Raw genomic sequence first — 19,765 nt, 5'->3', positions numbered from 1 at the left:
CTGCCGCCGTCATGCCGCAGGGTGGTGGAACACTTGCCGCAAATACGCGAGGAAGGTTTCATCCTTGCACAGCGTCTTGCCCGGCGAATCCGACAGTTTCGCCACGGACTGGCCATTGCAGCGCACCAGTTTCATGACGATATTGAGCGGCGTCAAACCCACGTCGTTGGTCAGATTGGTGCCGATGCCAAAGCCCGTCATGATGCGGTCGGCGAAGTGCTGGTACAGGGCAAACGCCTTGTCCAGGTCCAGGCCGTCGGAAAACACGAGGCGCTTGGTATTGGCGTCGATGCGCAAGGCCGCATAGTGGGCCAGCGCCTTCTCGCCCCACTCGACGGGGTCGCCCGAATCGTGGCGCAAGCCGTCGAACAGCTTGGCGAAATACAGGTCGAAGTCGGCCAGGAAGGCATCCATGCCGACCACGTCCGTCAGGGCGATGCCCAGGTCGCCACGGTATTCCTGCACCCAGTCTTCCAGTGCCGCCTTTTGAAAGTCGCGCAGGCGCACGCCGAACGACTGGAACGACTGCATGTATTCATGCGCCATGGTGCCGATCGGCACGATGCCGAGCTTTTTCGCCAGATACACATTCGACGTGCCCTTGAAATACTCGGGCACTTCGCGCGCCAGCCGCTGCACCACCTCGTCATGCCAGGCGCCGGAGAAACGCCGGCGCACGCCGAAATCGGAAAATTCAAACGGATGCTTGCGCCGCGGCAGCTTGCCGAATTCCTTGACGGCCGCCACTTTCAAGCCCAGGCGGTGGCGCCCTTCGCGCATGGCCGCATCGAGGTCGAAACGGCGGAAATACAGTTCGTTGATGATGTACAGCACGAAAATCTCGAAGCCCATCACGTGCACCTGCGGCCCCGCCGCATGCACGAGCAAGGTGTCGCCGTCCGTGCTGACCTCGATGAATTTTCTCTGGAAGCGGAACACCGTCAAAAAGTCGACGAAATCGCTCTTCATGAAGCGCAAGGTGCGCAGATAGGCCAGCTCGTCGTCGGCAAACGACATCGAGCATAAATGGTCGAGCTGTTCTTCCAGCTCGCCCTTCAGTTCGGCCAGCGGGAACGCCGTTTTATTACGGCAGACAAATTCGTATTCGGTATGGGTATTCGGATGACCGTGCAGCAATGCTTGCCACATTGTAAATTTATACAGATCGGTTTCCAGCAAACTGCGCACTATCGGGGTCATGTATGTTTTCTCCAACTTCCTGAAGCCAGAATAGTACGCCACCGCAAGCATTTCAGCAGGGCACGATTAACAGTGGCTCAGGCAGCCGCGTTGGCCAGCAGCTCGGGAACGACGTCGGCAGCCGTGGCCAGACCTACGCCGCGCTCTTGCATGGCAGCAAGAAACTCGTGCTGTTGCCGTTCAAAACCCGTGACAGGGCTCATGCAGTCCGTCAGCAGCACCAGGCGCGACAGGGCTCCCTTGCCTTGCTGCGCTTGCAGGTAGTCGGCGATGTGCTCGGTGCTGGCTTTGACACAGTGGCTGCCCGCTTCGCCGCAGACATAAATCTGCTGCGCCGGCAGCAAGGTGTCTAGGAAAGCGCGGTTGAGCTGGGTGGCCGCATCCTGCGCATCGGGCACTTCGGCCATGACGGCCGAGTAATGCTCGGTCCACGGGTTGGAACCCTTGCTCAGCTTGGCGACCACTTGCAGATTTGCCACTTCCCAGCCGTTGTAGGCGGCGCGCACGGCCGCGTGCACATTCTGGCCCCAGCTGCCGATTTCGCAGTGCACGGGCCACACCATCAGCTGGTAGCGCCCCGCCTGCTGCAAGGCATCGAGGTAAGCCAGCGCGCGCGGCAAGGCGCCGCTGGCGGCGGGCAGGAACAAGCGGTCGCGCACTTGCCGGGCGCTGATCTGCGTGAACGGCGCGACCGGGCCGCCATCGCCCGTGCGCCAGAACGCGGGGTGGGCGATGTCGTAGCGGTGGTGGGCGTCAAGCGTAATGCTGATCTGCGTCAAGCCGCCGCCCGCTTCACGGATCAGCTGCGCCACGCGCAGCATGTCGGCGTGGGCGCCGGGCACGGCCAGGGCCGGCGCCGCATCAGGCGGCAGCCAGGTGGCGGGCAAGTCGCAAAAATCGTTTTGCGGGTCGATGACGAGCAGGTGCAACTGGCGTTTCATGGCGGTCCTCTGGCGTGGCGATATCTTGCATGATAGCTTGCATAATACGGGCAACTTCGCTGGCGCGCCTGGCCAGCCGGCGCCAGGACTGTGCTCATTCGCAATAACTTGCGCCTGAACAAGCCAGGTCAGGGGTGGAAGACATAGCGGCGCTGGCGCCGCTCGACCAGCTTCACGGCCGCCTCGTCCGCTTCCGCCATGGCGTCCGCTTCCGTTGTAAACTGGTGGTCGGCCGCTACCCTGCGCTTTTTCACCAGGTTCACCCGGTGCATGGGGTTGGGCGACGGGGCATAGATGGCGACATAGGCGCCCCACAGCTTGCAGCCCCGCAGGCGCTCTGCCGTGTAATTCACCTCATAAAAATCAACATACTTTATCGGCACGATGTACGCTCCAAAAATGACATGGCCGGACAGCTTGTCTCTACGGACTGACGCGGTAAGGGTAAAACCATGCGCTCGCGATTGCTTGGGATACTTGATTCAGCTCTCTTTTTATCACGCGGCACAGGAGAAAAAGGATGAATGACTACATCATCTTCATGCATGACGACACGGAAACACCGATGGACGTCGCCACCTCGGCCTGGGAAGACTACTTCGCCATGCTCAGGGCCAGCGGCCGCTTCTGCGGCGGCAGCTCCATCGGGCCCGGCATCTGCGTGCACCGCTCCGGCCAGGCCAGAGCGGTCACGCCACACTTGTCAGGCTATCTACGCGTGCAAGCTGAAAGTATAGACGATGCTAAAAAATTGTTAATCGGAAACCCCGTACTGAACGCAGGGGGGACGGTGGAAATCCGCGAACTGCCGCGCGACTGACGCGGCACGGCTGGCCCTATTTTCCTGCCTCGGCGGCGGAATGCATGGACCAGACGACGCTGAGGATTTTCCATGCGCCGTCGCGCTTGACCATCTGCCATGCTTCCACGCCATAGTTCGATAATTTGTCGCCGACGAGGAATTCGTAGTCGAAGTTGACCCACGCCACATGGCGGTCCTGGGTGATCTTGACGTTGTAGAATTTTTCTTCCGTGCGCTGCGGTTCGCGCTTGATGAAGTTGGCGAAAGCGACATAACCGCCCGCCGCGACGCCGTCGAAGTGGACGTCCGTCGTGTCGCGCATTTTCTTGATGAAACCGTCGTCGGCCGGCGAGGCGAACAGGATGTTGGTGTGCAGCATCAGCGACGACAGCAGCTTGACGTCCTTGGCGACCAGCGCCGCCTGGAAGTCGGCGACGACTTGCTCGATGGCGCGGATATCTTCGGGCGTGGAGGCGTGGCGGCCCACGTGGGGCGGTGCAGGTGGTGCAGCGGGCGCGGTCTGCGCCAGCGCCATGCCTGCTGAAAACAGGGAACATCCGAACAGTACTGCGCTTGCCAACTTGTACATGGGGGACTTTCATGGCGAACGGCTCGCCGGCCTGGCACGGGGCGTGCCGCCGGCAAGCTTATGTCAACCATGGCAGATTGGCAATCCCCCTTTGGAACTAGGGCGGGGCCAGACTCAGGCCGCCAGGGCCTCGATCGAGGCCCGGCCCTTGGCGATCGCGCTGGCGACGGCGTCCTCGCCCATGGCCACGCCTTCCGCCTGCACGAACTCGATATCGGTGATGCCGATGAAGCCCAGCGCCGTGCGCAGATAGGTGCTCAGGTAGTCATACGCGGCGCCCGGGCCTGCGCTGTAGACGCCGCCGCTGGCCGTGAAAATATACGCTTTCTTGCCCGTGGCCAGGCCGACGGGACCCGTCGCCGTATATTGAAAAGTGCGGCCGGCGCGCGCCACATGGTCGATCCACGCCTTCAGGGTCGACGGCACGGAAAAATTGTACATGGGCGCGGCCAGCACCAGCACGTCGGCGGCCAGCAATTCATCGACCAGGGTATCGGACAATTGCACGGCCGCTGCCGCCTGCGCGCTGCGCTGGTCGGCCGGCGTGAAGAACGCGCCCATCACCTCTTCCGTCAGGTGCGGCACGGGCTGCGCCGCCAGGTCGCGCTCGACGACGCTGGCGCCTTGCGCGGCCAGTTTGGCGACGAATTCGCCCGATAATTGGCGCGACAGGGAACCGCTGTTGCGCACGCTGCTATTGATGTATAAAACCTTGCTCATGAAGTGCTCCTGTGAAAACGGGTGACGGGAATGGCCGCATCGCAGCCCTTGCATACAGCATAGTTCGGGTCTACCATCGATGAAACCGTATAAATATCAATGGTTAGCATCGAATTTCTAGATAGGGAGTTGCCATGAGAGAACCGGGCCAGCCTTCGCTCGACCAGTTGCGCGTGTTCGTCGCCGTCATCGACGCGGGCGGTTTCGCCCACGCGGCGCGCCAGCTGCACCGCACGCAGTCGGTGATCAGCTACACCATCGCCAACCTGGAAGAACAGCTGAACGTGGTGCTGCTCGACCGCGGCAAGCGCAAGCCCACCCTGACGGACGCGGGCCGCGCCCTGCTGGCCGACGCGCGCGCCGTGGCGCTGAAGGTCGACGGCATGCGCGCGCGCGCCAAGGCGCTGGCCGGCGGGCTGGAAGCGGAAGTATCGGTGGTGGTCGACGTGATGTTCCCCACTTGCGTGCTCGTGCGCGTGCTCGAGGCGTTCCAGGCGCAGTTCCCCACCGTCGCCCTGCGCCTGCGCATCGAAGCCATGGGCGCCGTGGCGCAGCTGGTGATGGATGGCAGCTGCCACATCGGCCTGGGCGGCTGGATGACGGCCACGGCCAGCGTCTTCGAACGCCTGGCCGTCGGCCACGTGCGCCTGATTCCCGTGGCCGCGCCCAGCCACGCGCTGGCGCAGCTGCAAGGGCCGATTGCGTCCAGCGTGGCGCGCGAGCACGTGCAGCTGGTGCTCAGCGACCGCAGCGTGCTGACGGAGGGCCAGGATTTCGGCGTGCTGGGATTGCGCAACTGGCGCCTGGGCGACCTGGGATCAAAACACGCGCTGCTGCGCGCGGGCCTGGGCTGGGGCAACATGCCCGAAGCGATGGTGCGCGACGACCTGGAAGCCGGCCGCCTGGTGCACCTGCCGCTGGCCGTCGACAACGGCGAAAATTACCCGATTTACCTGATCCAGCGCGCCGACACGCCGCCGGGCCAGGCGGGCAAGTGGCTGACGGAGCGGTTTGCGGAGCAGTTGCCGTTGCTGGAACAAGTCTTTTAGATGCGCGCACGGGCGGGTATCATGCGCGCATACATTGATCAGTATCAAAAGGAAACACCATGGCCGGCATCGACGACTTCGTCAACAAGCAAAAACCAGGCGCGCGCTTCGTCATCACGGCGCAGATGCTGCGCATGACGCCGCAGCAGTTCGACTCGCTGGCGCAGGAATGGATGGAAGACGGCGGTCCCGGCTTCGACGTGGCCGGCATCCCGCACCGGGTGGTCGTCGACGGGCAATTTTATATTGCGCGGCTCACCGTGGCGCGCCACGGCGAGCCTGAGTAAATAAAAGCTACTCGACGCCCAGCACGTGCAGGCGGCGGCGCAGGCGCGCCACTTCTTCCGATAAATCGACCACCAGCGCGGCCAGGTCCGCGTTCGCGTCGAACACGGATTCGATTTCGTGCAGGCGGCGGGCGCGCACCAGATCCAGGCTGGTGAAGCGCCACGCCGTCCATTGACCCGGCGGCGGCCCATCCTGCAGCAGCACGCCCGTCTGCACATGCTGCACCACCCAGTCCGGCTCCACGGCGCAGGCGCGCGCCAGCTCCTCCAGGCTCAGGGCACGGTCTTCGAGCAGTTCGCCAATTACCTTGTTTGTCATGATTTACCCTCCCAGCTTCTGGCGCGGATTGAAAGCCATCTCGCGCGCCATGGTTGCATACAGTTCGCGCGCCTTGTCGTCGTTCGCCGGCGGCAGCACCACTTCCAGCAGCAGATACAGGTCGCCCGGCTGGGCGGCGGGAATGCCGCGCCCCTTCAGGCGCAGCTTGCGCCCCGTCTGCGAATTGGGCGGCACGCTGACGGACACCGTGCCCGAAGGCGTGGGCACGTCGATGTCGCCGCCCAGCGCCGCTTCCCATGGCGTCACGGGCACCGTCTCGAACACGTCGCGCCCTTCCACCTTGTAGCGCGCATCGGGCCGGAAGCGGATTTCCAGATACAGGTCGCCGGCGGGCGCGCCGCCGCTGCCCGGATGGCCCTGCCCCTTCATGCGCAGCTGCTGCCCTTCCGTGACGCCTTTCGGTATCGTCACTTCCAGGGTGCGCTCGCGCGTGACGACGTGGCCCTGGGCGTCCGCTTCGGGCACGCGCATGACGACGTGGCGCCTGGCGCCCTGGTAGCTGTCCTGCAGGTCGATGGTGATGGCGGCGTGGCTGTCCTCGCCCTGCATCTGGAAAGTGCTGTTGGCGCGACGCCGGCCGCCCACATGGGCGAACAGGTCGGCAAAGAAGTCGCTGTCGTCGGCGCCCGACGATTCGTAGCCCGAACCCCAGTCCGGCGGCGGGCGGAAAGGCTGGCCCTGCGCCCCCTGGTTGCGGCCCAGTTCATCGTAGGCGGCGCGCTTTTCCGCGTCGCCCAGCACGCCGTAGGCTTCGTTCAGGGCCTTGGTGCGCTTGTCGGCGTCCGGCTCCTTGCTCACGTCGGGATGGTATTTGCGCACCAGCTTGCGGTACGCCTTCTTGATCTCGGCCTCGGTCGCCGTCTTTTCGACGCCCAGTTCCTTGTAGTAGTCCTTGTATTCCACCGTGCCTGCTCCCCATGGTTGAACTGCCTGAGGGAAGAGTACACGAATTAGTCGCTGGACAGCGTGCGCACAATACGACGCTGCCCGGCAGCGGAATCAGCGCACGCGGCGCAGCGAGGAAATGCGGCGGTCCAGACCACCGTGCAGGCGGCCGTAGCTACCCGGCCCCATCACCACGCAGCGGCCGCGGAAATTGGCGTCGACGCAGAATTCCCAGCGGCCGTAGTTGACGACGACCGATTCGGCGCGGTCGTTGAAGCCATAGCGGCTCAAGTCATGCACTTCGCGGTCCAGGCGCACGGGCCGGCCGCGCATGCCCGCATCGGGGAACAGCAGCACGGCGCCATTCATGTCCGGACGGTGGCCGCCGCCGTGGCCGGGATAACCGGGATGAGGACGCTCGGGGCGCGGCGGGTAGGGACGGTGGTCGCCGCCGCCGTGGCCCGGGCGGCCCACTTCGCGCACCGAGGAAACGGCATCGTTCATGCCCGGCATGCTGTCGTAGCGGCCCGGTCCGAAGGTACGGCAGTTGCCCCGGTAATTGGCATCCTTGCACACTTCCCAGGTGCCCGAGCGCACGATGATGCTGGAGGTCTTGTCGTTAAAGCCCATGCGCGACAGGTCGCCCGTGTCGGAACGCAGGGTCACGGGACGGCCGCGGAAACCGGCATCCTGGAACAGGGTGATTTCGCCCGCGAAGGCGGCCAGCGGGGCGAGGAAGGTGGCGGCGCACAACAGCGCAGGGCGGAAAGATCGAACCATGACAACTCCAATACTGAGACATTTTCGCCAGTGTAGTCCAGGCGGCAGGCGGCGAGTGTAACAAAGGGCAAGCAAATGTCAGCACACGGCTGGGAATGTAAAAGCCGCCTGGCGGGGCATTCCCGGCAGGCGGCCTGTCAGCAAGGCGTCAAGGCGCGGTCAGCGCACGCGGCGCAGCGAGGAAATCTGGTTTTCCATGCTGTTCAGGCGCCCGTATTCGCCCGGCCCGATCACTTCGCAGCGGCCACGGAAGTTCGAATCGCTGCACACTTCCCACTGGCCCTCGTTGACGACGATGGACGAGGCGCGGTCGTTGAAGTTGTAGCGCACCAGGTCTTCCGCATTGCGGTCCAGCGCCAGCGGTTCGCCGCGCATGCCCGCTTCGGGGAACAGCAGGACGGCGCCGCGCTGCTGGTACTGCGGCTGCTGGTATTGCGGCTGCTGGTATTGCGGATACTGCGGCTGGTCGTACTGCGGCCGCTGGTACTGATTATCGTATTGCTGCTGGCGGCGCGCCTCGCGCTCGTCGACCATGCGCGCCGACGAAACGCGCCCGTCGAGGCCGCGCCCCAGGTCGTCGTGGCGGCCAGGGCCGAAGATGCGGCACACGCCGTTGTAGTTCGAATCGCTGCACAGCTGCCAGTAGCCGTTATGGATGACGATGCTGGTGGTGCGGTCGTTGAAGCCGATACTGACGAAATCGTCCGTATCGCGGTTCAGCCGTGCCGAGCCGCCATTCTGGCCCGCGCCCGAATACACTTCCAGCGAGCCGCCACGGCCATAGCCGCCGTTGCCGCGGTCAGGGTCGCGTCCCGGGCGTCCCGGATTGTTGCCATCGCCGCGGCCCGACTCGCGCACCGAACTGATGGCGTCGTTCATGCCGGGCATCGAGCTGTACTCGCCAGGCCCCAGGGTCTTGCACCTGCCGCGGAAGCCGGCATCGGTGCACACGTCCCAGGTGCCTGAACGCACGAGGATGCTCGACACCTTGTCGTTGAAGCCAAAGCGCGACAGATCGTCCGTCGTCTCGCGCAGGTTCACCGCGCGGCCACGGAAATCAACGTCTTCGAACAAGGTGATATCGCCCGCATGGGCGGTCGCATGCGCCCCCAGCGAGAGCAGCAAGGTCGCCGCGCATGCCAGCGCGTGTTTGAGAGGGCCCGTCATGATTAACTCCATTCTTCATTCTTTGGTGATGATTTGCCTGGCGATTGCGCCAGGGTGTTAGTGTAACAAATACAAGGCCTCGGCGAAGGCCCGGTCGCGCGCTCAGTACAGGCGACGCAGCGAGGAAATGCGCTTTTCCAGCGTCGCGCCCAGGGTTTCATACTTGCCCGGCCCCATGCGCTCGCAGCTGCCGTTGAACTGCGAGTCCGAGCACACTTCCCAGGTGCCTTCGTGGATGGCGATGGAGGCGGCCTGGTCATTGAAGTTCAGGTGCACCAGGTCGCTGACGTCGCGGTTCACCTGCAGCCCGGGCCCCTTCAGGAACGCGCGGCCGTACAACACCACCAGTCCCTCGTTATTTTGCGGACGGTTCTCTTCGCGCGGATCGACGAGGCGCGCAGACGACACGCGCCCGCTCAGGCTGCCCAGGTCATCGTGGCCGCCAGGCCCGAACACGCGGCAGCTGCCGCGGTAGTTGGAATCGCTGCACAGCTGCCAGTAGCCATATTCGATGCGCGCGCTGCTGGCGCGGTCGTTGAAGCGGATGTCGACCAGGTCGTCGCGGTCCGCGTTGATGCCGGCCGACGCGCCGCGCTGGCCGCCGTCCGCATACAATTCCAGTGCCGCGCGGCGGCCGCCGCCGCTGCTGCCGCTGCCGCCGACTTCGCGCACGGATGAAATTTTGTCGTTCATACCCGGCATCGAGCGGTAGTCGCCCCGTTCCAGCGTCTTGCAATCGCCCTTGAAATCGGAATTCGTGCACACTTCCCAACTGCCCGACTCGACCTGGATGCTCGACACGGTGTCATTGAAATTGACGCGCGACAGGTCATCGGTCGTATCGCGCAAGACTACCACCCTGCCCTTGAAATTATCGTCGGTGTACAGGCGAATCTCGCCGGCCTGGGCCGCGAGGTGGACAAACAGCGAACTGGCGCACAGCAGGGCAAAAGCGAACGGGCGATTCATGGGGCGGTCTCCGGTGGCGGCAAAGGCAAGTGATCGACATGACAACTGATGCCAGTGTAGCCATCTGCAGAAAAAACGGTGTAACAAAGTATGCGAAAAGCACAATAAATTGTTACCAAAAGCAATGGCAGGCCCCCGCGGGAGCCTGCCATTACCATTTGCCTTGCCAGGCGACCCGCGTCAGCGCACTTCGCGCACCGAGGAGATGCGGTTGCTCATGCGCTCCAGGCTCGCATATTCGCCGGGTTCGAGGGTGCGGCAGCGGCCGCGGAAGCCCACGTCCTCGCACACTTCCCAGTAGCCGGAGCGCACGCGCACGCTTTGCACCGTGTCGTTGAAGTCGCGTTCGCGCAAATCGGCCGAACTATTGCGCACGGTCAAGCTACGGCCGGCGAAATCGTCGCGCGTATAGAAGGTCAGCTCGCCGCCCAGCGAACGCCCCGGCAAATGGCCGCGCTCGCGGTCACGCTCGCGGCGGCCGTCCCAGTCGCGGTCCCGCTCGCGGTCGCGCTCCCAATCGCGGTCGCGGCCCGGATGACCGCCCCAGCCGCCGCGCACTTCGCGCAGCGACGTGATCTTGTTGGCGCGGCCATCGAGCGACGGGTACTCGCCCGCCTCGAGCAGGAAGCAATCGCCGCGGAAATCGGCTTCCTCGCACGCTTCCCAGCGGCCCGAGCGCACGCGGATGCTTTGCGTCGTGTCGTTGAAGCGCAGGGTTTCCAGGTCGGCGACGGCGTCGCGCACGGTCTGCGAGCGGCCGTGATAATCGTCGCGCGAATACAGGGTCAGTTCGCCGGCGCCGGCCAGTTCGGCCGTCATGGCGGCGCCCAGCAACAGGGCGCACCTCAGGGTGTGTTTCAGCATGGTCTTGCTCCATAGTCAGGGTATTGCGGTTGACTATTTGGTCATTTTGCCAAATAGAGCGCGCAGTCTATCCGCGACTGGCATTCTTAGCTGTAACAAATGATTACCGTGGCGGGCGCCGGGGGCGCCGCGTCGGACAAGCACGGCGAATGCCGGTAGAATCTTGTGTTTAGTCAAGCTTGCCGCCCATGCCACACACGACCTCGTTCACCCTGCCCGCCGTCCGCAATGAAGTTTCCTCGCTGTGGAAGCTGGCCTGGCCCATCCTGATCGGCCAGCTGGCCACCGTCGGCATGGGCGCGGCCGACGTGGCCATGACGGGGCATACCAATCCCGAGGAACTGGCAGCCGTGTCGCTGGGCGCGGCCATCTGGTCCATCGTACTGGTGACGGTGAGCGGCATCATGATGGCGATCAATACGCTGGTGGCGCATGAAATCGGCGCCGCACGCCACGACCGGGTGCCGCACATCGTGCGCCAGTCGCTGTGGAAGGCGCTCCTGGTGGGCCTGGTGGCATGTTTGCTGACGAACATGGCTGCGCTGGTATTCGACCACCTGATGCTGGAACCCGCCGTGGCATCCAAGGCCAAGCTGTTCGTGCACATCATCAGCTGCGCGCTGCCGCCGTTCGCCGCCTACCGCGCGCTGTACGGCTACAGCACCAGCATCAACCAGACCAAGCCCGTGATGGTCATCGCGCTGGCCGCGCTGGCGCTGAATATTTTCGTCAACTACCTGCTGATCTACGGCCACTGGGGCATGCCGAAACTGGGCGGCGTGGGCTGCGCCGTGGCCACCACCTGCTGCGTGTGGATGATGCTGCTGGCCATGCTGGCGTGGATCAGGATCGCGCCCGCCTACCGCGCCACGTATCCGTTCACGCACTGGGAATGGCCGCAGCTGTCGTCCATCGGCCCCATGCTGCGCCTGGGCCTGCCCATCGGCGTCACGTATTTTGCCGAAGTGAGCGCCTTTGGCGTCATCAGCCTGCTGGTGGCGCGCTTCGGCGTGATCCAGGTGTCGGCGCACCAGATTGCCCTCAATTTCTCGTCCGTCGTCTTCATGGTGCCGCTCACCTTCGGCATCGCGCTCGTCACGCGCGTGGGCCATGCCGTGGGCGAAGCTAATTTGCGCCGCGCGCGCTTCATCTCGTGGGTGGGCGTGGCCATGTCGCTGACGGCGGCCATCGTCTCGGCCACCCTGATCACCGTCTTCCGCCACCAGATCGCGCAAGCCTACACGTCCGACCCGCAAGTGCAGGCCCTGTGCGCGCAACTGCTGCTGTTCGCCGCCCTGTTCCAGCTGTCGGACGCCACGCAGGTGGCCACTTCCTGCGCCATCCGCGGCTACAAGGTGACGCGCCAGCCGATGCTGATCCAGCTGCTGGCCTTCTGGGGCTTCTCGCTGCCCATCGGCTATGTGCTGGGCCTCGCGCCGCAAGGCTTCATCTGGTCGCCGGCCGAACCGATGGCCGCCGCCGGCTTCTGGATCGGCCTGGTCACGGGCCTGACGGTGGCCGCCGTGCTGCTGACCTGGTACCTGAACCGATTGTCGCTGCAGCGCCTGCGCGCAGCCTGAGACAAGGAGCACACCATGCACAAGGAGCACACCATGCCGCAACCACGCCCCTTCAGGCAAGTCGACGTCTTCAGCACCACGCCCTTCTCGGGCAATCCGCTGGCCGTCGTGCTGGACGCCGATGGCCTCGACGCCGCGCAGATGCAGGCCATCGCGCGCTGGACGGGCCTGTCGGAAACCACCTTCGTGCTGGCGCCGCGCGACCCGGCCGCCGATTACCGCGTGCGGATTTTTTCGCCCGAGATGGAATTTCCGTTCGCCGGCCACCCGACCCTGGGCACGGCGCACGCCCTGCTCGATGCGGGCATGCAGCCCAGGGGCGCGCGCATCGTGCAGGAATGCGGCGTCGGCCTGGTGCAGATAGAACGCGGCGCCGGCGGCGTGCTGGCGTTCCAGGCACCGTCCTGCAGCACGCGCGCGCTCGCCCCGGATCTGCTGCCGCTGCTGCAAACAGCGCTGGGCGGAGAACTGGCCGCTGGCGCCACCATCGCCGACATGGGCATCCGCTGGCTGTGCGTGCCGCTGGCCAGCGCCGCCGCCTGCCTGGCCGTGCGCGCCGACATCGCCGCGCTGACGCCATTGCTGGCCGCCGCCGGCGCCGACGGCCTGGCGCTGTACGGCCCGCACGGCGCAGGCGGGCCGGCCGATTACGAAGTGCGCGCGCTGCTCAGCGAGCATGGCGCGCTGGTGGAAGACCCCGTCACAGGCAGCGCCAACGCCTGCATCGCGCACCTGCTGGCGGGCAGCGACTACACGGTCCGCCAGGGCACGTGCCTGCAGCGCGACGGCCGCGTGTCCGTGACTTTCCGCGATGGCCACGCCTGGATAGGCGGCACATGCCTGACGGTAATCGAAGGCACGATATTGGCCTGAACGGGGCAAAGCGCCATGGAATGGGCGGCTGCTGGACATTTTTGACGAAGGAAATATGGCCAGGAACGCCATATTCCGTGGCATGGGCTATCGCATAAACAGGCACGCTCTGGTATCGTCTTACGCTTAGGCAACGCTCAAGCTCGCCTTAACATGCAGTGCCCTTCCCTTCCAACTACCGAGACATCCATGCGTTTTATTCTTTGTTTCCTGGCCGCGATGGCCAGCGTTCCCGCATCGGCTGAAAAGCTGACCCTGGAACGCATCCACGCCGATCCGGCGCTGGCCGGCCCCGGCGTGCGCAACCTGAAGGTCTCGCCCGATGGCGAGCGCGTCACCTTCCTGCGCGGCCGCGCCGACAACCAGTTCCAGCTCGACCTGTGGGAATTCAAGCTGAAGGACAAGAGCACGCACCGCCTGATCGACTCGAAGGCGCTGGTGCCGAATGAAACGATTTCGCCCGAAGAGCAGGCGCGCCGCGAACGCGAGCGCACGGCCAGCCTGAACGGCATTCTCAGCTACAGCTGGTCGCCCGATGGCAAGCAGCTGCTGGTGCCGCTGGCCGGCAATCTGTACCTGGTCGACGCGGCCCACCCGGACAAGGCGCGCCTGGTCGCCAAGGGCAATGTGCTCGATCCGAAAATCTCGCCGAAGGGCCGCTACGTGTCGTTTGTGCGCGATCAAAACATCTACGTGATCGACCTCAAGACGGACAAGGAACGCCAGCTGACGACCGACGGCAAGGGCACGATCCGCAACGGCGAAGCCGAATTCGTGGCGCAGGAAGAAATGGGCCAGCGCACCGGCTACTACTGGGCGCCGGACGATTCCGCCATCGCCTATAAACGCTACGACGAAGCGCCCGTGCCCGTCGTGCGCCGCTTCGAAATCTTCGCCGACCGCACCGACGTCGTCGAGCAGCGCTACCCTGCCGCCGGCGACCCGAACGTGCTGGTGCAACTGCTGATCGTCTCGCCGGAAACGGGCGCGCAGCGCCAGGTGGACCTGGGCACGAACCCGGACATCTACCTGGTGCGCGCCGACTGGAGCGCGGACAGCAAATCGCTGGTCTACCAGCGCCAGTCGCGCGACCAGAAGACCCTGGACCTGGTCGCCGTCGATGCGGCTACCCTGGCGCAGCGCACCTTGCTGACGGAAACGTCGACAACCTGGGTCAGCATCCATGACGACCTGCGCTTCCTGTCGAACGGCACCTTCCTGTGGTCGTCCGAGCGCACGGGCCGCAACCATCTGTACCTGTACGACATGGGCGGCAAGCTGCTGCACCCGGTCACTTCCGGCGAGTGGGGCATCGACAGCGTGCTGGCCGTGAACCAGAAGACGGGTAAAGTGTTCGTGTCGTCGAACCGCGACGCCGTGATCGACAAGCAGACCTACGCCCTGGCCCTCGACGGCAGCACGGCCGACAAGCCGCAGCGCGTCACCAAGGCCGACGGCTGGCACGACACGACGTTCTCGCGCAATGGCGAAGTCTTCGTCGACACGTATTCCGACCCGGCCACGCCGCCGCAGGTGAGCATCCGCCGCCCGGACGGCGCCATGGTGGGCTGGCTCGAAGAAAACGCGCTCAACGCCAGCCACCCGTACGCCAAGTACAAGGCCGACCACCTGCCGACCGAGTACGGCACCCTGAAGGCCAACGATGGCCAGACCCTGCACTATTCGATCATCAAGCCGTCGAATTTCGACGCGGGCAAGCGCTACCCCGTCTACCTGTCGACGTATGGCGGCCCGCACTCGCAGCACGTGGCGCGCCGCTGGGGCAACAACTTCGACCAGTACATGGCGCAGCAAGGCTTCGTCGTCTTCCGCCTCGATAACCGGGGCTCGTCGCGCCGCGAGCGCGCGTTCACGGACGCCATCTATCACAACCTGGGCGCGGCCGAAGTGGCGGATCAGCTGGTCGGCATCGACTGGCTGGCCAAGCAAAGCTTCGTCGATGCGAAACGCATCGGCGTGTTCGGCTGGAGTTACGGCGGCTTCATGACCCTGCGTTTGCTGTCGGCAGCATCGGACAAGATCGCCATGGGCGTGTCGGTGGCGCCCGTGACCGACTGGTCGCTGTACGACACCCACTACACGGAGCAATTCCTCGGCATGCCGAAGGAAAACGTGGACGGCTACAAGGCCAGCACCGTGTTCGCCCACCTCGACGGCCTGAAGTCGCCGCTGCTGCTGGTGCACGGCATGGCCGACGACAACGTCTTGTTCAGCAACAGCACGCGACTGATCGACGCGCTGGTGAACCGTGGCGTGCAATTCGACCTGATGACGTATCCGGGCGCCAAGCACGGCATCTCGTCGCGCGCCGGCCAGCGCCACGTGTACAAGAAAATCGAGCTGTTCTTCAAGCAAAACCTGATGAAGCCAGCGCAGTAAGCTTGCGCTGTATCAAATAAAAAACCGCCGCCTGTCTTGCGACAGGCGGCGGTTTTTTTATACTGGAGCAGAAATTATGGCTTGCGCGTGACAGTTTCCACCGCCTCTTTCACATCGCCAACTTTCTTCTGCACTTTGCCTTCGACCTGGTTTGCCAGGCCCTTGGCTTGCTGTTCTTCGCTGCCGACGACTTTGCCAGCGGCTTCCTGGATTTTACCGCCGACTTCCTTCAGTTTACCTTCGACTTGATCTTTGTTCATGATGGATCCTCACTGTAGTTGGTACATCTGTTGTCCAGCCCATCAGGGCCGGTACTGCGGCTCACACGCTGCTTGTTGCGTGTCGATGTGTCCATAGTACGCAGTGGGGATCAAAGGCTCTGTACGGTTCCTAACACAGTGCCAACATCGTCGATCAGGCCGTCAAATCCTTGCGCCAGACGGTGGCCAGCCACGGCTGCTGCTCGCGCGGCAAGCCCGGCGGACGGTAGTACTGCTCGACCAGGCTGAAGCCGGCCGCCTGCACGTAGGCGGCCCACGTCGCTTCGTCGTGATAACTGCCGTAGCGCGCGCCATTCCAGCCTTCCTCGTTCTGCCCGCGCGGGTTCGAGCTGAACAGCACGCCGCCCGGTTTCAGGCACGCGTACAAAGCGCGCAGCACGCCGGGCAAGGCGGCGCTGGGCACGTGGAACAGCACGGCATTCGCGAACACGCCGTCGAAGTGTGCGGCCGGCAAATCGAGGTCGACGAAATCCTGCTGCCACACGGTACAGCCGCTGTAGGCGCGCGCCATCCCGACGAAACGGGGACAGCCATCGACGCCCGTCGCATGGTGGCCCAGGCCCGTAAACGCCTTCAGATCGCGGCCGGGGCCGCAACCGAGGTCGAGAATCGCCAGCGGTGCGGGCTTGCCGATGGCGTTCAGCAGCGCGCTAATGTTCTGGCTGACGTCATGGTCGCGCGTGCCTTCGAAAAACTGCTCGGCGCTGGCGTCGTAATGGGCCAGGGTGCGGCCCGTGATGGCGTGGATGGGATCTTGCTGGTCTTGCGAGGTCGGCTTCATGGCGCTCCAATCAGTAATCACGCCATTTTACGGCGCCGGCGCATTGCGCGTCCGGCACCGTCCACATTGTCTACCAGACGCGCACGCGCTGTTCCGGCGCCAGGTACAGCTGCTGCCCCGGCTGGACGTCGAAGGCCGGATACCAGGCGTCGAGGTTGCGCACGGTGGCGGCGCGGTATTGCGCCGGCGCATGGCCATCCGTGAGGATTTGCTGGCGCGCCGCCGCTTCGCGCGCCTTGCTGCGCCAGCTGACGCCGTAGCCGATGAAGAATGCGCGGTCGGCGTCCGCCTGCGCCGGCTTGCCCTGTTGCGATAGCGCAAACGCATCATGCGCGGCCGCCACGCCGGCCAGGTCGGCCAGGTTTTCGCTCAGGGTCAGCTGGCCATTCACGGCCAGGTCGGGGAACGGTTTATAGGCGGCGAACTGCGCCACCAACTGCTTGGATGCCGACTGGAAATGCGCCAGGTCGGCCGGCGTCCACCAGTCGCGCAACTTGCCCTGGGCGTCGAACTGCGCGCCCTGGTCGTCGAAGCTGTGGCTGATCTCGTGGCCGATGGTGGCGCCGATGCCGCCATAGTTGGCCGCGTCGGACGCTTGCGGGTCGAAAAACGGCGGTTGCAGGATGGCGGCGGGGAAATTGAGCGCATTTTGCAGCGGCAGGTTGACGGCGTTGACCAGCTGCGCCGGCATGGCCCAGGCCTTGCGGTCGGGCGCCTGGCCCAGCCTGGCCAGTTCCTGCCGGTAATGAAACTGCTCGGCCCGCTGCACATTGCCCAGCGCATCGCCGCGCACCACGCGCAAGCCCGCGTAGTTTTCCCACCGTTCCGGGTAGCCCACGCCCACGTACAGGGTTTGCAGTTTTTCCTGCGCCTGCGCCTTGGTGGCCGGCGCCATCCAGTCCAGCTTGTCGATGCGGCGCGAGAAGGCGGCGACGATATTCGTCACCATGTCTTGCACGCGGGCTTTCGATTCCGGTGGGAAATAGCGCTCGACGTACAGCTTGCCGACGGCGTCGCTCAGGGCCGCATTCGTCGCGGCCAGCGCGCGCTTGCTGCGCAGCGACTGCTGCGGCGTGCCGCTCAGGGTGCTGCCATAGAAGGCGAAGCGCTGGTCGGCGGCCGCCTTCGGCAAGGTGGTGCTGAAATGGTTGATCGCGTGGAAGGCCAGGAAATCTTTCCACGTGGCCAGCGGCACGCTCGCCACCAGCGCGGCGCTGCCCGTCATGGCCGACGGGTGCCAGACGATGAAATCCGTCTGCTGGCCCAGCCCTGCCGCCTGGAAGAAGGCTTTCCAGTCCAGGCCCGGTGCCTTGCTGGCGAAGTCGGCGGCGCGCCACGCGTTGTTGCCCTTGACGACATCGGCCGAATCCTCGCGGCTAGCGTGACTCGCGGCAATTTGTTGTTCCAGCGCAAACACGCGCGCGGCGCGGGCCGGCGCATCGCCGTAGCCGGCCTGCTTGAGCATGGCGGCGATATGCGCCTGGTAGCCGGCGCGCAAGCCCTGCATGCGGGCGCTGTCGCCCTGGTAGAAGGCGCGGTCGGGCAAACCCAGCCCGCCTTGCAGCAGGTAGGCCACGTTGCGCGTGGTGTCGTTCAAGTCTTGCGCCACCCACAGGCCGAACAGGTTTTCCGTATAAAAATTGGTGGCGTTGAGCGGATCGACATCGGCGCGCAAGCTTTCGCCCAGCGCGCGGGCCAGCCCTGCCCGGTCGCGTATGCCATTGATCTTGCTCAACAAGGGCTTGATCGGCGCCCAGCCTTTCGCTTCGATAGCCGCTTCATCCATCCAGGAACGGTAAAAATCACTGACCTGGCGCGCGGACGCGTCCGCCTGCGGCGTAGCGGCCAGGCCTTCGACGAGGCCGATGATGCGTTCGTTGGTGGCGTTGGACAGGATGGCAAACGAGCCCCAGCTGCTGCGGTCGGCGGGAATTTCCGTGCTGCGCAGCCAGTCGCCATTCACGTAATCGTAGAAATCGTCGCCGGGCAAGGTCTTCGCGGCAGCGGGCACGGCCGCTTGCTGGCCATGCGCCTGGGCGGGAAAACCGGTCAGCGAGGCGCCGGCCAGGGCGAGGACGATGGCGGCCTGGACTGGCGTCCGGGACCAGGAAAAACGCAAACCGTGCATGGCGATCCTTTCGATGAAATAGCTGAAAATGAGCTGAAACCAGGGCTGAAATCATAGCCTGTTTCCCGCCCAAAATCCGCTCCTGAACTTTTTTGCATGCGGACAAAAAATCAGCATATAGTTGCACGACCCCGTACCGCGCGAACGCCAAGGAGATTGCCATGCAACTGGAAGCGCTGTTCCAGCATCCCCACGCCCTGCCCGCCGCCCCGAAGATCGTCGATGAACTGGTGCGCAGTTTCGACAACCCCGCCTGTGCCACCGAAGACATCGCGCGCCAGCTGAGCGCGGATCCTGTGCTGAGCGCCAAGCTGCTGCGGCTGGCCAATTCGGCCTATTACCACGTCTCGCGCAGCATCGGCACGGTGGAAGACGCCGTGCTGATGCTCGGTTTTGTGACCGTGCGCACCCTCGTCATCAGCTCGGGCCTGGTCAGCGGATTCAAGACCGTGCCCGGACTGAATCTGCAGCAGTTCTGGCGCTACAGCCTGCACAGCGCCGTGTCGGCCCGCTGGATCGCCAGGCAGACGGGTGACAACCAGGACCTGGCGTTCACCATCGGCATGATGCATGCGATCGGACAACTGGTGATCCATGCCGTCATGCCCGAGCAAGCCATGCAGCTCGACAAGATCGCACCGCCGCTCGATGCGCGCCGGCTCGATGCGGAACGGGTATCGCTGGGCTATGACTATGCGCAAGTGGGCGCCGAACTGGCGCGCCGCTGGAAGTTTCCGCCCGCCTTTGCCGAGGCCATCGCCGCCTTTCCCGATCCGCTGGCCAAGGCGCCGTTGAACCGCCTGGCCGCCATCATCCACCTGGCCGCCTGGCGCGCGCGCATCGAGGAAAATGCGTTGAGCAATGAAGAAATCATCGCCTGCTACCCGAATGAAGTGGCTGAAGCGCTGGGTTTACCGCCCTCCGTGCTGGTCGACAAGATGCCGCCGCCTGCCGAACTGAGCGCAGGGTTGGAAGAACTCGTCAAATAAATCCACCGCTGCCGGTATCGCCACCCCAGCATCCATGCGGGTTTGCGGGCGATTCCGGCGGCACGCCAAAATCAGGCAAATTATTTTCACTTTTTTTTCAAAAACACCCTCAAGTTCCCGTTGGACCCGCCGTTAATCTA

21 protein-coding genes are annotated in these 19,765 nt (G+C 64.5%); 7 read left to right on the top strand and 14 right to left on the bottom strand.

Going from position 1 to position 19,765, the window contains the following annotated elements:
• Nucleotides 1-9: 9 nt before the first annotated feature.
• The 3 genes from pncB to AC07X6_RS06510 all read right to left on the bottom strand — a co-directional run bounded on the left by pncB (nucleotide 10) and on the right by AC07X6_RS06510 (nucleotide 2,524).
• Nucleotides 10-1,200, bottom strand: a complete 1,191-nt coding sequence (gene pncB / locus AC07X6_RS06520) for a nicotinate phosphoribosyltransferase (protein ID WP_230538562.1) — start codon at nucleotides 1,198-1,200, stop codon at nucleotides 10-12.
• Nucleotides 1,201-1,277: 77 nt separating this feature from the next.
• Entirely contained in the window at nucleotides 1,278-2,141 is an 864-nt protein-coding gene (locus AC07X6_RS06515) for a cysteine hydrolase family protein (RefSeq protein WP_494790438.1), read from the bottom strand.
• Between the two features lie 128 nt (nucleotides 2,142-2,269).
• On the bottom strand, nucleotides 2,270-2,524 hold the full coding sequence (locus AC07X6_RS06510; RefSeq protein WP_230538564.1) for a hypothetical protein: 255 nt from the start codon (nucleotides 2,522-2,524) through the stop codon (nucleotides 2,270-2,272).
• A gap of 137 nt (nucleotides 2,525-2,661) precedes the next feature.
• On the opposite strand from AC07X6_RS06510, the gene AC07X6_RS06505 reads away from it, so the two are divergent.
• Nucleotides 2,662-2,961: a YciI family protein gene (locus AC07X6_RS06505; protein ID WP_230538565.1), complete on the top strand. Its 300-nt coding sequence runs from the start codon at nucleotides 2,662-2,664 to the stop codon at nucleotides 2,959-2,961.
• Nucleotides 2,962-2,977: 16 nt separating this feature from the next.
• Here AC07X6_RS06505 and AC07X6_RS06500 read toward each other — a convergent pair whose 3' ends face one another.
• Nucleotides 2,978-3,532: a Cif family virulence factor gene (locus AC07X6_RS06500; protein ID WP_494790437.1), complete on the bottom strand. Its 555-nt coding sequence runs from the start codon at nucleotides 3,530-3,532 to the stop codon at nucleotides 2,978-2,980.
• Nucleotides 3,533-3,646: 114 nt separating this feature from the next.
• Nucleotides 3,647-4,252 carry an FMN-dependent NADH-azoreductase gene (locus AC07X6_RS06495; RefSeq protein ID WP_494790436.1) on the bottom strand — a complete coding sequence of 202 codons (606 nt, stop codon included), beginning with the start codon at nucleotides 4,250-4,252 and terminating at the stop codon, nucleotides 3,647-3,649.
• Between the two features lie 134 nt (nucleotides 4,253-4,386).
• Between AC07X6_RS06495 and AC07X6_RS06490 the strand changes: the two genes are divergently transcribed.
• Both AC07X6_RS06490 and AC07X6_RS06485 read left to right on the top strand, forming a co-directional pair.
• Nucleotides 4,387-5,301 (top strand): LysR family transcriptional regulator, encoded by a 915-nt coding sequence (locus AC07X6_RS06490; protein WP_230538568.1) that lies wholly within the window; start codon nucleotides 4,387-4,389, stop codon nucleotides 5,299-5,301.
• Nucleotides 5,302-5,360: 59 nt separating this feature from the next.
• Nucleotides 5,361-5,588, top strand: coding sequence for a hypothetical protein (locus AC07X6_RS06485; RefSeq protein ID WP_086138121.1), 228 nt, complete (start codon nucleotides 5,361-5,363; stop codon nucleotides 5,586-5,588).
• A gap of 7 nt (nucleotides 5,589-5,595) precedes the next feature.
• On the opposite strand, the gene AC07X6_RS06480 is transcribed toward AC07X6_RS06485, so the two are convergent.
• The 6 genes from AC07X6_RS06480 to AC07X6_RS06455 all read right to left on the bottom strand — a co-directional run bounded on the left by AC07X6_RS06480 (nucleotide 5,596) and on the right by AC07X6_RS06455 (nucleotide 10,593).
• Complete coding sequence (locus AC07X6_RS06480; protein WP_474295250.1) at nucleotides 5,596-5,907, bottom strand: chaperone modulator CbpM; 312 nt, start codon at nucleotides 5,905-5,907, stop codon at nucleotides 5,596-5,598.
• Nucleotides 5,908-5,910: 3 nt separating this feature from the next.
• The gene (locus AC07X6_RS06475) at nucleotides 5,911-6,831 is read right to left on the bottom strand and encodes a DnaJ C-terminal domain-containing protein (protein WP_494790435.1); all 921 of its coding nucleotides are present in this window, start codon (nucleotides 6,829-6,831) and stop codon (nucleotides 5,911-5,913) included.
• Nucleotides 6,832-6,927: 96 nt separating this feature from the next.
• Nucleotides 6,928-7,593, bottom strand: a complete 666-nt coding sequence (locus AC07X6_RS06470) for a beta/gamma crystallin-related protein (protein ID WP_230538571.1) — start codon at nucleotides 7,591-7,593, stop codon at nucleotides 6,928-6,930.
• Nucleotides 7,594-7,752: 159 nt separating this feature from the next.
• The gene (locus AC07X6_RS06465; protein ID WP_494790434.1) at nucleotides 7,753-8,760 is read right to left on the bottom strand and encodes a beta/gamma crystallin family protein; all 1,008 of its coding nucleotides are present in this window, start codon (nucleotides 8,758-8,760) and stop codon (nucleotides 7,753-7,755) included.
• A gap of 102 nt (nucleotides 8,761-8,862) precedes the next feature.
• Nucleotides 8,863-9,729: a beta/gamma crystallin family protein gene (locus tag AC07X6_RS06460; RefSeq protein ID WP_230538573.1), complete on the bottom strand. Its 867-nt coding sequence runs from the start codon at nucleotides 9,727-9,729 to the stop codon at nucleotides 8,863-8,865.
• 180 nt (nucleotides 9,730-9,909) lie between these two features.
• A complete protein-coding gene (locus AC07X6_RS06455) occupies nucleotides 9,910-10,593 on the bottom strand; it encodes a beta/gamma-crystallin (RefSeq protein ID WP_230538574.1) in 684 nt (227 codons plus the stop codon).
• Nucleotides 10,594-10,781: 188 nt separating this feature from the next.
• Here AC07X6_RS06455 and AC07X6_RS06450 point away from each other — a divergent pair, with 188 nt between their 5' ends.
• The 3 genes from AC07X6_RS06450 to AC07X6_RS06440 all read left to right on the top strand — a co-directional run bounded on the left by AC07X6_RS06450 (nucleotide 10,782) and on the right by AC07X6_RS06440 (nucleotide 15,446).
• Complete coding sequence (locus AC07X6_RS06450) at nucleotides 10,782-12,173, top strand: MATE family efflux transporter (protein WP_494790433.1); 1,392 nt, start codon at nucleotides 10,782-10,784, stop codon at nucleotides 12,171-12,173.
• A gap of 33 nt (nucleotides 12,174-12,206) precedes the next feature.
• Nucleotides 12,207-13,046 carry a PhzF family phenazine biosynthesis protein gene (locus AC07X6_RS06445; RefSeq protein ID WP_494790432.1) on the top strand — a complete coding sequence of 280 codons (840 nt, stop codon included), beginning with the start codon at nucleotides 12,207-12,209 and terminating at the stop codon, nucleotides 13,044-13,046.
• Between the two features lie 189 nt (nucleotides 13,047-13,235).
• Entirely contained in the window at nucleotides 13,236-15,446 is a 2,211-nt protein-coding gene (locus AC07X6_RS06440) for a S9 family peptidase (protein ID WP_494790431.1), read from the top strand.
• Between the two features lie 74 nt (nucleotides 15,447-15,520).
• Here AC07X6_RS06440 and AC07X6_RS06435 read toward each other — a convergent pair whose 3' ends face one another.
• The 3 genes from AC07X6_RS06435 to AC07X6_RS06425 form a co-directional block, all read right to left on the bottom strand.
• Nucleotides 15,521-15,706, bottom strand: coding sequence for a CsbD family protein (locus AC07X6_RS06435; RefSeq protein WP_071324957.1), 186 nt, complete (start codon nucleotides 15,704-15,706; stop codon nucleotides 15,521-15,523).
• A gap of 154 nt (nucleotides 15,707-15,860) precedes the next feature.
• Nucleotides 15,861-16,508 carry a class I SAM-dependent methyltransferase gene (locus AC07X6_RS06430; RefSeq protein WP_494790430.1) on the bottom strand — a complete coding sequence of 216 codons (648 nt, stop codon included), beginning with the start codon at nucleotides 16,506-16,508 and terminating at the stop codon, nucleotides 15,861-15,863.
• A gap of 70 nt (nucleotides 16,509-16,578) precedes the next feature.
• The gene (locus AC07X6_RS06425; RefSeq protein ID WP_494790429.1) at nucleotides 16,579-18,636 is read right to left on the bottom strand and encodes a M13 family metallopeptidase; all 2,058 of its coding nucleotides are present in this window, start codon (nucleotides 18,634-18,636) and stop codon (nucleotides 16,579-16,581) included.
• Between the two features lie 161 nt (nucleotides 18,637-18,797).
• On the opposite strand from AC07X6_RS06425, the gene AC07X6_RS06420 reads away from it, so the two are divergent.
• On the top strand, nucleotides 18,798-19,625 hold the full coding sequence (locus AC07X6_RS06420) for an HDOD domain-containing protein (RefSeq protein WP_230538580.1): 828 nt from the start codon (nucleotides 18,798-18,800) through the stop codon (nucleotides 19,623-19,625).
• Nucleotides 19,626-19,765: the final 140 nt, after the last annotated feature.

The sequence above is a fragment of the Janthinobacterium sp. GW460-12-1-14-LB5 genome, assembly GCF_059423585.1.
The sequence above is the reverse complement of the archived record's forward strand: the minus strand, read 5'-3'. Positions and strand labels throughout refer to the sequence as shown.